Origin of the sequence: Pseudomonas sp. KD5, assembly GCF_012932895.1 — a bacterium.
In the GTDB taxonomy this organism is placed as follows: domain Bacteria; phylum Pseudomonadota; class Gammaproteobacteria; order Pseudomonadales; family Pseudomonadaceae; genus Aquipseudomonas.
The window spans coordinates 30,011-46,218 of the sequence record NZ_JDWJ01000004.1; the positions used below are offsets into that span (position 1 = coordinate 30,011).

The following is a 16,208-nucleotide window of genomic DNA, read 5'->3' on the forward strand; positions in this document are numbered from 1 at the left end:
GCCACGATCGTGGTCGCGGACACGGCGTTGAAAATCGGCGAAACCTCGCTGGTGACCATCACCTTCTCCGAGGCGGTGAGCGGTTTCACCAACGCCGACCTGACCATCGCCAACGGTACGCTCACGGCGGTGAGCAGCAGCGACGGCGGCATCACCTGGACGGCGACCTTCACCCCGAGCGCCAGCATCAACGACACCACCAACCTGATCACCCTGGACAACACCGGGATCAGCGATTTGGCGGGCAACGCCGGCAGTGGCACCACCGATTCCAATAACTACGCCATCGACACGGTGCGCCCGACCGCCACGATAGTGCTGGCCGACACTACCCTGAGTGCCGGTGAAACCTCGCTGGTGACCATTACCTTCAGCGAAGCGGTCAGCGGCTTCACCAACGCGGACCTGAGCATCGCCAACGGTACGCTCACGGCGGTGAGCAGCAGCGACGGCGGTATCACCTGGACCGCGACCTTCACCCCGACCGTCGGCGTGAATGATTCGAGCAACGTCATCACCCTGAACAATACCGGGGTCAGCGATCTGGCGGGCAACACCGGCAGCGGCACCACCAACTCCGGCAACTACACCATCGATACGGTGCTGCCGACGGCGACCATCGTGGTGGCCGACAATGCGCTGAAAATCGGTGAAACCTCACTGGTGACGATCACCTTCAGCGAAGCGGTGAGCGGTTTCACCAACGCCGACCTGACCATCGCCAACGGTACACTGAGCGCGGTGAGCAGCAGCGACGGCGGCATCACCTGGACGGCCACGTTCACCCCGACCAGCGCCATCACCGACACCAGCAACGTCATCACCCTGGATAACAGCGGTGTGACCAACGCCTCGGGCAACGCCGGTAGCGGCACCACCAATTCCAACAACTACGCCATCGATACCGTGCGTCCGACGGCCACCATCGTGGTCGCGGACTCGGCGCTGGCGGTGGGTCAGACTTCGGTAGTGACCATCACCTTCTCCGAGGCGGTGACCGGCTTCAGCCTCGCCGACCTGACGGTGAGCAACGGTACCCTGAGCAGTCTGAGCACCAGCGATAACATCACCTACACCGCCACCCTGACACCGGCGGCGAGCATCACCGATGCGACCAATCTGATTACCCTGGACAACACCGGGGTGACCGATGGGGCCGGCAACACCGGCAGCGGCACCACCGACTCCAACAACTACGCCGTCGACAGCCAACGCCCGACGGCCACCATCGTCCTGGCGGACGCCACCCTGAGTGCCGGAGAAACGTCGTTGGTGACGATCACCTTCTCCGAGGCGGTCACGGGTTTCGACAACAGTGACTTGAGCATCGCCAACGGTACGCTCACGGCGGTGAGCAGCAGCGATGGCGGCATCACCTGGACCGCGACCTTCACCCCAACCGCCGGCGTGAATGACACGAGCAACGTCATCACCCTGAACAATACCGGTGTGACCGATGTGGCCGGCAACACCGGCAGCGGCACCACCAACTCAGGCAACTACACCATCGATACGGTGCTGCCGACGGCCACCATCGTGGTCGCCGACAACGCGCTGAAAATCGGTGAAACGTCGCTGGTGACCATTACCTTCAGCGAAGCGGTGAGTGGTTTCAGCAATGCCGACCTGACCATCGCCAACGGTACGCTCACGGCGGTGAGCAGCAGCGATGGCGGCATCACCTGGACGGCAACGTTCACCCCGACCACCAGCATCACCGACGCGACTAACCTGATCACCCTGGACAACACCGGCGTGCAGGCGGCCGCCTCCGGTAACGTGGGCAGCGGCACCACCGATTCCAACAACTATGCCATCGACACCGTGCGCCCGACGGCCACCATCGTGGTTGCGGACACAGCGCTGCAAATCGGCGAAACCTCGCTGGTGACCATCACCTTCAGCGAAGCAGTGAGCGGGTTCACCAACGCCGACCTGACCATCGCCAACGGTACGCTGAGTGCGGTGAGCAGCAGCGATGGCGGCATCACCTGGACGGCGACCTTCACGCCTTCGGCGGGCATCACCGACACCACCAACCTGATCACCCTGGACAACACCGGGATCAGCGACCTGGCGGGCAACGCCGGCAGCGGCACCACTGATTCCAACAACTACGCCATCGACAGCCAGCGTCCGACGGCGACCATCGTGTTGAGTGATTCGACCCTGAAACCGGGGGAAACCGCCCTGGTGACCATCACCTTCAGCGAAGCGGTGACGGGTTTCGACAACAGTGACTTGAGCGTCGCCAACGGTACCTTGAGCGCGGTCAGCAGCAGCGACGGCGGCATCACCTGGACCGCGACCTTCACCCCGACTGCCGGGGTTACCGACGCCAGCAACGTCATTACCCTGAACAACAGCAGTGTGTCGGACGTGGCCGGCAACACTGGAGCAGGCACCACCAACTCGGCCAACTATGTGGTGGAAACCCAGGTGCCGACCGCCACCATCGTCGTTGCCGACAGTGCCCTCAAGGCCGGTGAAACATCGCTGGTGACCATTACCTTCAGCGAAGCGGTGAGCGGTTTCACCAATGCTGACCTGACGATTGCCAACGGCACCCTCAGCAGCGTTTCTTCCAGCGATGGCGGCGTGACCTGGACGGCGACTTTCACGCCTGCCACCAGCGTCACGGACACCACTAACCTGATCCGCCTGGACAACAGCGGTGTGACCAACGTGTCGGGCAACAGCGGCGTCGGCGTGACCGACTCCAACAACTACGCCATCGACACCGTGCGCCCGACCGCGACCATTGTGGTCGCGGACAATAAACTGGGTATCGGCGAGACGACCACGGTGACCGTTACCTTCAGTGAAGCGGTATCCGGTTTCGACCTGTCCGACCTCAGCGTGGCCAACGGCGTGTTGTCCAACCTGGCCAGCAGCGACGGTGGTGTGACCTGGACCGCGACATTCACGCCGACCGCGAGTATCAACGACACGACCAACCTGATCCTGCTCGACACCGGCAATGTGCTCGACGCCGCGGGCAATGCCGGCGCCAGCATCGCCATCTCCAACAACTATGCGCTTGATGCGACCCGCCCGACCGCCACCATCGTGGTTGCCAATCCGGTGTTGGGAATTGGCCAGACGACACTGGTGACCTTCACGTTCAGCGAAGCGGTCAGCAACTTCGACTTGTCGGACCTGAGCGTGACCAACGGTGAACTGACCAATCTGGCCAGCAGCGACGGCGGCAAGACCTGGACCGGCACTTTCACGCCCACCGCGAACATTACCGACCCGAGCAACTTCATTGCGCTGGACACCAGCAATGTGACGGACCTGGCGGGCAACCTGGGCGCCAGCGTCGCGGTGTCCAACAACTACACGATCGACACCGTACCGACGCCGCCGCCCTTGGTGTTGACACCGGTGGTCGTGGCCGATCCACCGAACGTGCCATTGCAACCGATCATCTTCACCCCACCCACTGGCGATCTCGGCTCGCCACTGACCTTTGCCCCGTTGTTTGAACAACGGGTGATGGGCAATGGCATTCGGCCTCTGGGTGACATTTTCATAAACCACGGGGCGCTGACGCCGAGTTTTATTGCCCAGGTATTCACCAGCAGCGACAACGGTGGCGATGGCTCAGGCCACGGCTTCCTCGGCTTTGGCGGGGGCGATGGCGGGGTCTTCGGCAGCAGCACGCTGTCGAGCCTGTTCAATCAGGCCACCAGTAGCGAGGGGGATTCGCTGAACACCTTTGGTAATCAGTCAATCAAAGCGGGGGATGCTTCCCAAGGGCTGCGCGGCGTGTTTGGCGCACCGAGTCTTGGCCAGCAATTACAACAGCTCAAAGACACCGAGCAACGGCAGGTCGACAGCTTGGCCGCGGCTTTGCAACAGGTCGGTATCAGTGAAATGCAGGCCTGAAAAAATCATTAAAGCAGTGCGGCACCGGGGGCAATACAAGGATGAAAAGAAGTCATAAGTTGTTCGGCGCCAGCCTGCTGGCGCTGGCGATCAGCGGATGTGCAGTCACCAGTCAACCGATCGAACGCAGCGTCAGCCAACAGCGCGCCAAAAGCGATCTGCAAAACATGTACAAGGGTCAGGAGCCCCTCAGCGGCCCGCTGACCCTGCACCAGGCCATGGCCCGCGCGGTGAAATACAACCTCGAAGGCCGGCTCAAGATCATGGAAGAAGCCCTGGCCAAGCGCCAACTCGACCTCGCCAGTTTCGACATGCTGCCGCGCATGGCGCTGGATGCCGGTTACGTGGGGCGCAACAACGTCAACGCCTCCAGCAGCCAGAGCGTGCGCACCGGCACCCAGTCTCTGGAGCCGTCGACCTCCCAGGACCGCGACCGTGACGTGGCGGACCTGACCATGGTCTGGAACGTGCTCGACTTCGGTGTCAGCTACATCAGCGCCAAGCAGCAGGGCGATCAGCGGCTGATCGTGCAGGAACGTCGGCGCAAGGTGATCAACACCATCGTCCAGGACGTGCGCTCGGCCTATTGGCGAGCCGTGGCCGCCGAGCGTTTGCTCAAGCAAATCGACAGCCTGATGGCCCGGGTCGATACCGCCCGTGAGAATAGCCAGAGCATGAGCCAACAGCGTATCGGCGATCCGATCCAGTCGTTGGCTTATCAGCGCTCGCTGATCGAAGCCACCCGGCAACTGGAAGAGCAACGCCGCGCGCTGTCGCTGGCAAAAACCGAGTTGGCGACCCTGATCAACCTGCCACTGAATACCGAGCTGACGCTGGCGACTCAGGACGATTACGTCATTCCGGAGCTCAAGGTCGACCTCGCCAGCCTGGAGCAGGAAGCCCTGACCAGTCGGCCAGAGTTGCGCGAGCAGGATTACCAGACCCGCATCAGCGCCGCCGAAACCCGCAAAGCCATGCTGCGCCTGTTACCAGGGCTGGAGTTCTCCGCTGGCGGGCATTACGACAGCAACTCGTTTTTGGTGGAACAGAGCTGGGCGGATTACGGGGTGAAAGTCACCTGGAACCTGTTCAATGTGATTTCCGCACCCGCCGCGATCGACGTCGCCAAGGCCGGCGAAGAAGTCGCCACGGCACGTCGTCAGGCGATGTCCATCGCAGTGTTGGCCCAGCTCTACGTGGCCAACGCCAACTACCGCGAAGCACTGCGGCAGTTCCAGACCAATCAGCAGTTGTCGAACATCGACGGGCAAATCATCGGCCAGCTGCGCAACCGCTATCAGGCGGCCGGGCTGGGCGAACTGGATCTGATCCAGGGCGAACTGAACACGTTGCAGGCCGATCTGCGTCGCGACCTGTCCTACGCTGACCTGCGCAACGCTTACGGGCAAATCTTCGCCAGCGCCGGTCTCGATCCGCTGCCGGACGAAGTGCAATCTACCGAAGTCCAGTCCATCGCTACCGCACTGGCCAATCGCGAAGAGGCGTGGGCGGCGGGCAACATCTCAGTACCGCCGGTGGCCCATGCCCCGGTCCACTAACCTGCTGGCGCCGACGGCGAGCATCAGCCGTGCCCAACGGGAGGCCCGCAACGGCCATCGCGGCACGGCGATTCTGCTGACCGGTTTACCGGCGGCGGGCAAGTCGACATTGGCCCAGGCACTGCACGCCGAGCTGTTCGAACATGGCATACAGAGTGTGGTGCTCGATGGCGATGGACTGCGGGTCGGGCTCAATCGCGATCTGGGGTTCACCGACAGTGATCGCCTGGAAAACATCCGCCGCGCCAGCGAACTGGCGGCGCTGTTGGTCGAGAATGGGCAGATTGTCATTCTCGCGATGATCGCGCCCTTGGTGGAGTTGCGTGAACTGTTTGCCCGACGGCTGGGCGAGGATTACCGCGAAGTCTGGTGTAGCGCCTCTTTGGCGGTGTGTGAGCAGCGTGATCCCAAAGGTCATTACGCCAGGGCTCGACGGGGTGAGTTGGCTGGGTTCACTGGTGTCTCCGCGCCTTACGAACCACCGCCGTGTGCGTCGCTGGTGCTCGATACGGGCGCGCAATCGGTCGAGGCCTGTCTTGACCGTTTGCTGACCTGGCTCGGCGAATGTGCGGTGCTGCCAAAACGATGAGCCGACCGGCATTCTCCCGATTGCCGGTGACGGTGGATTTGCCGTTGCTGTTGCAGGCGCTGGCGGCGATCGGTGAGGACGACTGGCACGGTCATTTCAACAGCGCTTACTACACCGGCGACTGGAGCGGTGTGGCGCTGATTTCCGCGGCCGATGCCTTGACCGAGCTGGCACCCGGGATCGGTGAGCCTCGATTGCGCGAACCCTGGCGACGGGATGGTCGATGGCAGCGAGGGCTGCGGGATCTGCCGCTGGAGATTGTCTGTGCGCGCCTGTTGCGACTTGGCCCGGGCGGGCGTATCCATGAGCATCGTGACTATGACCTGGGCGAGCCGGATGCGGACTTGCGTCTGCACATCCCGCTGCTCAGCCCCCCTCAAGTGGACTTCATGCTGGACGGCCAACGCATGCCGATGGCCGCTGGCGAGTGCTGGTACCTCGACCTGGCGCGACCTCATCGCGTGGACAATCGCGATACCCAGACGCGGATTCATCTGGTGCTCGATTGCCGGCCCGGTGCCTGGCTGGAGCAGGCGATTATCGATGGGGGGGCAACCACGCCGTCGCCGCTAATGGGTGATCAAGCTATAGAGCAATTCAAGGCACTGCTGGCCAGCGATCCGCAGCTGTGCAAGACCTTGCAGGGATTGCGGGACAATGAAGCCTTTGTCGCCCGCACTCTGGAGCTGGCCGCCGAGCATGGCCTTGTGTTCACCCGCGAAGAATTACGTGCGGCGATGCGCGATGGTCGCCGCCAGTGGACTGAACAATGGAGCGCCTGAACCTCGAAGGCTGGTTGCCGATTCGCGTGTGGCAAGAGGCTGGGCAATGGCAAGTCGATTGGTGCTGGTTCGGTGACACGCGGCTGCATCAGCCGTTTTTTCGTGACGCCGTGGAGGATGCGCTGCGACTGCCGTTCAATCAGGCATTTCGCCGAAAAACGGCATTGTCGACCCTTGCGGACTGGCAGGCTTGCAGCCCCGGCCTGACGCCGAGCGCCTTTATTTTTCACGCCTCCCGCTGTGGCTCGACCCTGGTCAGCCAGATGCTGGCGCAACTCGACAACCACATCGTCATCAGCGAACCTCCGCCACTGGACGCGTTGCTACGCAGCGATTTGCCTGCTGTCGAGCGCCGTGCGGCGATCAAAGGGTTACTGTCGGCCTACGGACAATGTCGGCGCGGCGTGGAGCAACGGCTGGTGATCAAGCTCGACGCCTGGAACATCGGTGAACTGGCGTTGCTGCGCGAGTGCTTCCCTGAAACACCGTGGCTGTTTCTTTATCGCGATCCGCTGGAGATTGCTGTCTCGCATCTGCGTCGCCCGGGCGTGCACATGGTGCCGGGGATGATTGGCGCCAGTGTGCTGGATGACGAATTCCCGTTCAGCGGCCGTGAGGATTACATCGCTCGGCGGTTGGGGCGGTTGCTGGCAACGGGGTTGGCGCAATGCCAGGCATTTGGCGGCTGGGCGGTGAATTACAGCGAACTGCCGCAGGCGATGGCGGGGCGGTTGGCGGCGTTCTTTGCGTTGGACATCGAGCAGCGCCGGCAAGTGTTTGCAGCGGTGGGGCAACATGCCAAGCAGCCGTCGCAGGTGTTTGTCGGCGACAGCGATGACAAGCATCGCGAAGCCTCGGCGTTGCTTCGTGAGCATGTGGAACGTTGGGTGCGGGAACCGTATGAGGCGTTGGAAAAAGCTCGCAGCCCACAGATTATTTCCTCAGGATTTTGACGACAAATCCGCCATCCCCTTGAGCAATTCGATCGGCAGCGGGAAGACGATGGTCGAACTCTTGTCACCGGCAATCGAACTCAGCGTCTGCATGTAGCGCAACTGCATGGCCCCCGGCTGACGCCCGAGCATTTCGGCAGCCTGCATGAGTTTTTCCGAGGCCTGCAATTCGCCTTCGGCGTGGATCACCTTGGCCCGGCGTTCCCGTTCGGCTTCGGCCTGTTTGGCGATGGCGCGGATCATCGATTCATTGAGGTCCACGTGCTTGATCTCGACAGTGGCCACCTTGATGCCCCAGGCGTCGGTCTGGGCATCGAGCACTTGCTGGATGTCGACGTTCAGCCGTTCCCGTTCGGCCAGCAATTCATCGAGTTCATGTTTACCGAGCACCGCCCGCAACGTGGTCTGGGCCAGTTGGCTGGTGGCCATGAGAAAGTCCTCGACCTGAATGATCGCCCGTTGCGGGTCGAGCACGCGGAAATACAGCACTGCATTGACCTTGACCGAGACGTTGTCACGGGTGATCACGTCTTGTGGCGGTATGTCGAGCACCACGGTCCGCAGATCGACACGAACCATTTGTTGAACCGCCGGAATCAGCAGGATCAGACCCGGGCCCTTGACCTGCCAGAAGCGTCCGAGCTGGAACACCACGCCGCGTTCGTATTCGCGCAGAATGCGGAAAGTCGACCCCGCCAGTGCAATCAGCAATAACAGCAGCGCGGCAAAACCCAATTGCAGACCCATGACTATTCTCCACCCGGTGCCGCGTCAGTCGCGGCCACTTGCAGCAGTAGACCCTTGCGTGCCACCACCCGGACCTGTTGTCCCGGTTTCAGTGGTGTGGCACTCATGACTTGCCATTGTTCGCCTTGCAGGTGCACCCAGCCGACATAAGCATTGCCAGCCTGCAACGACGTTATCGGCGTCACGCTGCCCAGCAATTCGGCGTCGCCACTGAAGTTGCGGCGCGGTCGGGTTTTCAAGGCGCGGATCAGCAGGAAAATCAACAGAAGCCCACTGATCAGCCCCAGGCCGATGATCAAGGGAACAGGCACTTCGGCATTGGTCAGAATCACCGCGCCGATCACAAACATCACAATGCCGCCCAATCCGACCACGCCGAAATTGGGCAAGGCCGCCTCGGCGATCATAAACACAATGCCGAAGGTGATCAGCCAGATCCCGATCGGGTCAGGAACCAGCACTACAACGGTGTCCGCTGCGAAAACCGGTCCGCTCAGGGCCAGCAGCAGCGCAATTACACAGCAACGAATGTTCACTTGACCCTCCGGGAGAGTCATCCGTCCGCGAGCCGTTCGTGGCTCTGTGTACAAGTCTAGTTGAGCCTGTGGCTGTATGAATTTTGACCAGTTGTTGACCGCATCCGACGGGCGGATTTCCCGCCGAATTCCACCCGCGGGCCTAGACTTTTAATGGAGAGAAAAAATTCTAACCATCGTCCGCCATTCGTTGTCGCGGACACCGAGGTGCATCATGCGTATGGCAAAAACCGTGCAGACCAGCCTGGACAAGGCGCACTGCGAATATGACATCGTTTCCCATCCGCACTCGGCCAGCAGCCTTGAAACGGCGCGGCTCGCAGGCATTCCTGCTGAACGGGTGGCCAAATCGGTGATCCTCGACGATCGCCACGGGCATTACTTGATGGCCGTGCTGCCCGCCAGCCGTCACCTGGACCTGAGCAAAGTCCGTGGCAGCAGCGAATGGCAAGTCACCCGGGAAAGCAACCTGCCGCACCTGTTCGACGATTGCGAACGCGGCGCCGTGCCTGCATTGGGCGAATCCTATGGCCTGGACATGGTCATCGACCCATTGCTGACCCGGCAGCAAGACATCTACCTCGAAGCCGGCAACCACAACAACCTGGTACACATGAGCGTGCCTGAATATCTGAAAATGGTGCCGCATGCCGAGGTCTGCGAGTTGAGTCTGTCGGCCTAGTGTCGACATAACTGCCGTCATCGCGGGCAAGCCTCGCTCCTACATTCGACCGCGCGTCCCTGTAGGAGCGAGGCTTGCCCGCGAATGGCCGCGCCACAGTCACCCATCCAATACGCGATCACAAAGGAGCCCGACATGGAATCCCCCACCCACAGCCTCCCGGCCCTGTTCAAACAACTCGGCCTGCCTGACGACGCCGAAAGCATCGATAAATTCATCGCCACCCATTCACCGCTAAAACCCGAACTGCACCTCGCGGACGCGTTCTTCTGGAGCGAGAGCCAGGCAGAGTTACTGCGTGAGGAAATTCTGGATGACGCGGATTGGGCGGAGGTGGTGGATCAGTTGGATGTAATGCTGAGGAAGGGGCGGGGGGTGTAAAAAAATCTGGAGAGAAATGGCGAAATGTAAAAAAAACTGGTGAGTGGTAAAAAAAACTGGGCAGAAACTGAGTTTGTTAGCTTTTTCCGCGTCTGGCCGTTGCTCGCCAATTTGTTTCAAAACTTGACCAACTTTCCCCTCGAATGCCATATTGATAGTTAGCAAACTAACAGTGTGTGCATTCCCTCGTGCCAAAGAACCTCGCCGCTCTCCAGATGAACATCAGCAGCTCCATGGTGGTGGCCGCCAGGCATTGGCGGAAGATCTGCCAGACCACGCTGGTCAACTATGGGATCTCCGAAGCCTGCGCCGCCCCGCTATTGATGATCGGGCGCTTGGGCGAGGGTGTGCGGCAGGTGACGGTCGCGCAGGCGGCCGGGATGGAGAGTCCGTCGCTGGTGCGGTTGCTGGATCAGCTGTGTCATGCCGGTTACGTCTGCCGTACCGAAGACGCTCATGACCGGCGCGCCAAATGCCTGAGCCTGACCGCGACCGGTCGCGAGTTGGTGCAGGCGGTCGAAGCCGAGTTGGTGCGTTTGCGCCAGGAGGTGCTCGAAGGCATTGACCAGAGTGATCTGGAAGCGGCGCTACGGGTACTCAAAGCCTTCGAAGCGGCCAATCATCTGCCGGTGGTTCAGCCTTGAGCGGTTTTTTCACCGGCGTGCCCCCGGCGCGGGACTGGTTCTACGGTGTGCGCACGTTCGCGGCCTCGATGATTGCGCTGTACATCGCCATGCTCATGCAAATGCCTCGTCCGTATTGGGCGATGGCCACGGTGTACATCGTTTCCAGCCCGTTCCTCGGCCCTACCAGCTCCAAGGCGTTGTATCGCGCGGCGGGTACCTTGCTCGGTGCGGCGGCGGCGGTGTTTTTTGTGCCGATGTTCGTTCAGAGCCCTTATGTGCTGGTGGTGGTCATCGCGCTGTGGACCGGGATTTTGCTGTTCCTGTCCTTGCACCTGCGCACCGCCAACAACTACGCCTTGATGCTCGCCGGTTACACCTTGCCGCTGATCGCCTTGCCGGTGGTGGCTAACCCTTTGGCGGTGTGGGACGTGGCCGAGGCGCGGACCGAAGAGATTTTTCTCGGCATCGCCTGCGCGGCGGTCGTCGGCGCCATGTTCTGGCCACGGCGGCTGGCGCCGGTGTTCAACGACTCGGTGAACAAATGGTTTGCCGATGCCTCGACCTACAGCCTGCGTTTCCTTAGCCGCAATGTGCAGCCGGAGGAAGTCAGCGCCTTGCGTTCATCGATGGTGGCGAACTTCAACAGCCTGGAATTGATGATCGGTCAGCTGCCCCACGAGGGCGCGCGAGCGCAAACGGTGCGCAACACCAAGGAGTTGCGCGGTCGGATGATTCATCTGTTGCCGGTGATCGACGCCCTCGACGATGCGCTTTATGCCCTCGAGCGGCGCACGCCGGAGCTTGTGGATAAGTTCGCGCCACTGCTGACCGCCACCAGCGAATGGCTTGACCACAAAGACGCTGACCTCGGCCGCTGGCAGGCCCTGAAAAACCGGCTCGAAGCGCTGCAACCCAGTGCCGAGGCGCTGGACGATCGCAAGCAGTTGCTGTTTTCCAATGCGCTGTATCGCCTCGGCGAGTGGATCGACCTGTGGCAAGACTGTCGCAGTCTGCAACACGCCATTCAGTGCGAGAGTCAGGACAACTGGCGCGCGGTGTATCGGCACTGGCGGCTGGGGCGACTGTCACCGTTTCTCGACCGTGGCTTGATGCTCTATTCGGCGGCTTCTACGGTCACCGCGATCATCGTCGCCTCGGTGCTGTGGATTCTGCTCGGCTGGACCGACGGCGGCAGCGCGGTGATCCTGGCGGCGGTGGCGTGCAGTTTCTTTGCGTCGATGGACGACCCGGCGCCGCAGATCTACCGGTTCTTTTTCTGGACCGCGATGTCGGTGCTGTTCGCCGGCCTTTATCTGTTTCTGATCCTGCCGAACCTGCATGACTTCCCGATGCTGGTGCTGGCGTTCGCCATCCCGTTCATTTGCGTTGGCACCCTGACAGTGCAGCCGCGTTTTTATCTGGGGATGTTGCTGACCATCGTCAACACCTCGTCCTTCATCAGCATTCAGGGCGCCTACGACGCGGATTTTCTCAGTTTCACCAACTCCAATCTGGCTGGGCCCATGGGGTTACTGTTCGCGTTCATCTGGACCCTGATCGCCTGGCCATTCGGTGCGGAACTGGCGGCCAAGCGTCTGACCCGTTTCAGCTGGCGCGACATCGTCGGCCTGACCGAGCCGGCCACGCTGGCCGAACACCGGCACATGGGCGTGCAGATGCTCGATCGCCTGATGCAGCATTTGCCGCGACTGGCCATGACCGGCCAGGACACCGGCATCGCCCTGCGCGAAGTGCGCGTGGCCCTGAATCTGCTGGACCTGCTCGCCTATTCGCCGCGAGTGCCCGGTGCGCCGCAAGCGCTGCTGCGCCAGGTGGTGGCTGAAGTCGGCGAGTACTTCAAGGCCTGCCTCAAGGCTGGCGAACGCCTGCCGGCGCCGAGTCCGTTGCTGATGACCCTCGATCGCACCCGCCGCGCCCTCGGCGGCCAAGGTGATGACGAAACCCGTCTGCATCTGCTGCACGCCTTGAGCGGCCTGCGTCTGGCGCTGTTGCCGGGCGTCGAGTTTGTCGGCACGGGCGAACTCGAAGAACCGCTTCCCCATGGCATCGATGGAGCGCCTTTATGATCGGTGATCTGGATATCAGCGGGGTGTTCCTGCCCACGCTGCTGGTGCTGATGGGCATTACCTATGTGTTGTTCCTGTTGGTGCACGGGGTGCTGACGCGCCTGCACTTTTACCGTCTGGTCTGGCACCGGGCATTGTTCAACGTGGCTCTCTACGCTGTGCTGCTCGGCGCCGTGGACTCACTCAGTCGATACCTGATGACATGAAAAAACCTTTTTTGACCCTCGGCCGTGTAGTCCTGACATTGTTGATCGTGAGCTTCGCGATTGTCGTGGTCTGGCGCATGGTCATGTATTACATGTTCGCGCCCTGGACCCGGGACGGGCACATCCGTGCCGACATCGTGCAGATCGCCCCGGATGTATCGGGGCTGATCCAGCAAGTGGAGGTGCGCGACAACCAGTGGGTGAAACGTGGCCAGGTGCTGTTCAGCATCGATCAGGACCGCTTCAAGCTGGCCCTGCGCCAAGCCAAAGCGGCGGTCGCCGACCGTCAGGAAACCTTGGCCCAGGCCCAGCGCGAGGCCAAGCGTAACCGTGGCTTGGGCAATCTGGTCCCGGCCGAGCAACTGGAAGAAAGCCAGTCCCGGGTGGCGCGCGCCGAAGTGGCGTTGATGGAAGCGCAAGTGACGGTGGACAGCGCCCAGCTCAACCTCGACCGCTCGGTGATCCGCAGCCCGGTGGATGGCTACGTCAACGACCGGGCGCCGCGCTCTCAGGAGTTCGTCAGCGCCGGGCGCCCGGTGTTGTCGGTGGTCGACAGTAATTCCTTCCACATCGACGGCTATTTCGAAGAAACCAAACTGGACGGCATTCATGTCGGCCAGAGCGTCGACATTCGGGTGATCGGCGACCGTGCGCGCCTGCGCGGGCATGTCGAAAGCATCGTCGCCGGCATCGAAGACCGTGACCGCAGCAGCGGCAGCAACCTGTTGCCCAACGTCAACCCGGCGTTCAGTTGGGTGCGGTTGGCCCAGCGGATTCCGGTGCGAATCGCTTTCGATGAGGTGCCGGAAGATTTCCGCATGATTGCCGGGCGTACGGCCACCGTGTCGATCATCGACGATCAAACCGGGGGGCCGGCGAAATGAGCAGGGCCTCGGGTTTGGCGGTTGCCGGATTGGGCTTGTTGCTGTCGGCCTGTCAGGTAGTGGGGCCGGATTATCACTTGCCGGACGAGGCCGCCGTGCACCGTGAAGACTTTCAGGGCGATCTGGCGGTGAACGGCAAACATGTCGTCTCGGCACCGGTGCCCGCCGATTGGTGGCGGTTGTATCAGGATCCGCGTCTGGACCTATTGGTGCAGCAGGCCATGGCCTCCAACACCGATTTGCGGGTGGCGGCGGCGAATCTTTCGCGGGCTCGCGCTCAGGTCGACGAAGCGCAGGCGGCGGGCGGTTGGAGCGGCGGCGTGAAGGTCGGCGCCCAGCGTTTGCAGGAGTCCGGCGAAGCGTTCTTGATACCGGAAAAAGTGCCCGTGGCCAACGTCGGCGATATCGGCATCACGACCTCGTATCAGTTCGACTTGTTCGGCACCTTGCAGCGCGGCATCGAAGCGGCCAAGGCCAATGCCGATGCGACCCAGGCGGCAGCGGACACCGCGCGCATCACCCTGGTGGCCGATGTGGTGCGGGCTTACACCCAGGTTTGTGCGGCCAACGAAGAGCGGGAGATCGCGCAGCATTCCCTCGACCTGCAAGCCCAGAGCACCTCCCTGACCCAGCGCTTGCGCGATGCCGGACGCGGCGATGAAACCCAGGTCACCCGTTCGCAAACCCAATTCAAATCCTTGCGCGCCGAATTGCCGCGTTATGAAGCCGCACGTCAGGCCGGGTTGTTCCGCTTGTCGATGCTGCTGGCCAAACCGGTCGAGCAACTGCCGGCGGGCACCAGCGACTGTGCCGAGCTGCCGAAAGTTACCCAATTGTTGCCGGTGGGTGACGGCGCCACTCTGCTCAAACGCCGACCAGACGTGCGCCAGGCCGAGCGCAAGTTGGCGGCGGCCACCGCCGGCATCGGCATTGCCACCGGCGAGTTGTACCCGGACATCAGCATCGGCGCGACCGTGGGCACGGTCGGCACCCTGGAAAACCTTGGCAAACCGTCGACCAATCGCTGGGGCTTCGGTCCGTTGCTGACCTGGACCGTACCGTCCAACGGCTCCCGCGCGCGAATCCGTGAGGCCGAGTTCGCAACTCAAGGCGCGCTGGCGCATTTCGATGGCGTGGTGCTCAACGCCATCCGCGAGACTCAGACCGGCCTGGCGCAATATTCCGCGCAACTTCAGCGTCGCGATGCATTGGCGGACGCCGAACAGTCGGCGCAATTGGCGGCAGACCAGACCCACCGCTTCTTCCAGGCCGGTCGCGCGTCGTTCCTGGCGGACTTGCAAGCCACCCGCACCTACACCGATGCACGGGCGCAACTGGCCTCGGCCAACACCCAGGTCGCCATGAGCCAGATCGATTTGTTCCTCGCCTTGGGCGGCGGCTGGGAAAGCGGACGAACGCAAGGCTCACAACCCGGCAAACCCTGAGGCCGTTGCTATGCTTTGATTTTATGGGGGCGCGCGGCGAACCCGTCGATCAAGGCTTGCGTTGGTCATGGGGATCTAATAATGAAAAACCCTTACGCTCCCGGCTTCTGGTGCGCCATTGCGGCATTGGTTTTGCTGTCGGCCACCTATTTCTATGGCGTCATGCTGGCCCACCAGATCGACAAGGCGCTGATCTTCCTCGACAGCGCGGCGGCACTGATCGCCGTGATGGCCATCGTGGTGGTCGCCTGGGCTTCGCTCCAGAACCAGCGCATCAAGAGACGACAACTCGAACAAGGCAAAACCCTGGTGCTGATCTGGGACACCAAGGTGGCTTTGCGCCGGGTAGAAACGGTGTTCGACCGGTATTTCTGGGGCAGTTACTGGCAACCGGGGCGCACGTTTCAGGAAGTCATGGGCGAACTTACCGGCACGCCGCTGGAAAAAAGCCTCGAAACCTTGAAGAAGCAATGCCAGGCGCTGGACAAGCAAGTGGCCGACGAGGGCTGGCACTGGCTCAACAATGCCCGAGAACTGTCCGATGTCGCCAACGCCATGGCCCGCGAACGCTATCAACTGGATTTCTGTGACCCACGCGCGGAAGTGACTGGCGGGGCGGTGATCAATCGGGATTTTGAAGTGCTGGTGTATACGTGGACCGCGCGGCTAAAAAGTTTTGATCATCAGCTTGATGAGATCGAGGTTCAGTATTCGTAAAGTTGTATTGGCAGGGCTGCTCGCGAAGGCGATTGAACGATCGCCGAAACTCTCCCCTGCCAGTTGTCCACAGGCAGCCGCAGCCCATGGACACTCTTTCACCTTTAATCATTGGGCCGTCCC

The 16,208-nt window shown here is 61.8% G+C and carries 15 protein-coding genes; 13 read left to right on the top strand and 2 right to left on the bottom strand.

Annotated features, from left to right (window positions below):
- The 5 genes from AF70_RS09885 to AF70_RS09905 form a co-directional block, all read left to right on the top strand.
- Positions 1 to 3,891 (top strand): S-layer family protein (locus tag AF70_RS09885; protein ID WP_256677872.1); only part of this gene is annotated, 3,891 nt, incomplete at its 5' end.
- 41 nt (positions 3,892 to 3,932) lie between these two features.
- The gene (locus AF70_RS09890; RefSeq protein WP_028939527.1) at positions 3,933 to 5,450 is read left to right on the top strand and encodes a TolC family protein; all 1,518 of its coding nucleotides are present in this window, start codon (positions 3,933 to 3,935) and stop codon (positions 5,448 to 5,450) included.
- Positions 5,434 to 6,039: an adenylyl-sulfate kinase gene (gene cysC / locus AF70_RS09895; RefSeq protein WP_028939528.1), complete on the top strand. Its 606-nt coding sequence runs from the start codon at positions 5,434 to 5,436 to the stop codon at positions 6,037 to 6,039. Before AF70_RS09890 ends, cysC begins: the two co-directional genes overlap by 17 nt.
- Positions 6,036 to 6,821: an aspartyl/asparaginyl beta-hydroxylase domain-containing protein gene (locus AF70_RS09900; protein ID WP_028939529.1), complete on the top strand. Its 786-nt coding sequence runs from the start codon at positions 6,036 to 6,038 to the stop codon at positions 6,819 to 6,821. Before cysC ends, AF70_RS09900 begins: the two co-directional genes overlap by 4 nt.
- Positions 6,809 to 7,774: an aspartyl beta-hydroxylase gene (locus AF70_RS09905; protein WP_028939530.1), complete on the top strand. Its 966-nt coding sequence runs from the start codon at positions 6,809 to 6,811 to the stop codon at positions 7,772 to 7,774. The genes AF70_RS09900 and AF70_RS09905 overlap by 13 nt, the downstream gene beginning before the upstream one ends.
- Here the strand turns inward: AF70_RS09905 and AF70_RS09910 are convergent.
- A complete protein-coding gene (locus AF70_RS09910; protein ID WP_019651568.1) occupies positions 7,763 to 8,521 on the bottom strand; it encodes a slipin family protein in 759 nt (252 codons plus the stop codon). The genes AF70_RS09905 and AF70_RS09910 overlap by 12 nt on opposite strands.
- 2 nt (positions 8,522 to 8,523) lie before the next feature.
- Entirely contained in the window at positions 8,524 to 9,057 is a 534-nt protein-coding gene (locus AF70_RS09915; protein WP_019581675.1) for an NfeD family protein, read from the bottom strand.
- Positions 9,058 to 9,271: 214 nt separating this feature from the next.
- Here AF70_RS09915 and AF70_RS09920 point away from each other — a divergent pair, with 214 nt between their 5' ends.
- From AF70_RS09920 to AF70_RS09955, 8 genes are all read left to right on the top strand, one after another.
- The gene (locus AF70_RS09920) at positions 9,272 to 9,739 is read left to right on the top strand and encodes an aminoacyl-tRNA deacylase (protein WP_018929388.1); all 468 of its coding nucleotides are present in this window, start codon (positions 9,272 to 9,274) and stop codon (positions 9,737 to 9,739) included.
- Between the two features lie 135 nt (positions 9,740 to 9,874).
- On the top strand, positions 9,875 to 10,120 hold the full coding sequence (locus tag AF70_RS09925; protein ID WP_007940999.1) for a DUF2789 domain-containing protein: 246 nt from the start codon (positions 9,875 to 9,877) through the stop codon (positions 10,118 to 10,120).
- Positions 10,121 to 10,335: 215 nt separating this feature from the next.
- Entirely contained in the window at positions 10,336 to 10,764 is a 429-nt protein-coding gene (locus AF70_RS09930; protein WP_019581677.1) for a MarR family winged helix-turn-helix transcriptional regulator, read from the top strand.
- Entirely contained in the window at positions 10,761 to 12,833 is a 2,073-nt protein-coding gene (locus AF70_RS09935; protein WP_028939531.1) for an FUSC family protein, read from the top strand. The genes AF70_RS09930 and AF70_RS09935 overlap by 4 nt, the downstream gene beginning before the upstream one ends.
- Positions 12,830 to 13,039, top strand: a complete 210-nt coding sequence (locus AF70_RS09940) for a DUF1656 domain-containing protein (protein WP_018929385.1) — start codon at positions 12,830 to 12,832, stop codon at positions 13,037 to 13,039. Before AF70_RS09935 ends, AF70_RS09940 begins: the two co-directional genes overlap by 4 nt.
- Entirely contained in the window at positions 13,036 to 13,923 is an 888-nt protein-coding gene (locus tag AF70_RS09945) for an HlyD family secretion protein (RefSeq protein WP_019581679.1), read from the top strand. The genes AF70_RS09940 and AF70_RS09945 overlap by 4 nt, the downstream gene beginning before the upstream one ends.
- Complete coding sequence (locus AF70_RS09950) at positions 13,920 to 15,368, top strand: efflux transporter outer membrane subunit (RefSeq protein WP_028939532.1); 1,449 nt, start codon at positions 13,920 to 13,922, stop codon at positions 15,366 to 15,368. The genes AF70_RS09945 and AF70_RS09950 overlap by 4 nt, the downstream gene beginning before the upstream one ends.
- An 81-nt stretch (positions 15,369 to 15,449) precedes the next feature.
- Positions 15,450 to 16,085, top strand: a complete 636-nt coding sequence (locus tag AF70_RS09955) for a hypothetical protein (protein ID WP_019581681.1) — start codon at positions 15,450 to 15,452, stop codon at positions 16,083 to 16,085.
- The last annotated feature ends 123 nt before the right edge of the window (positions 16,086 to 16,208 follow it).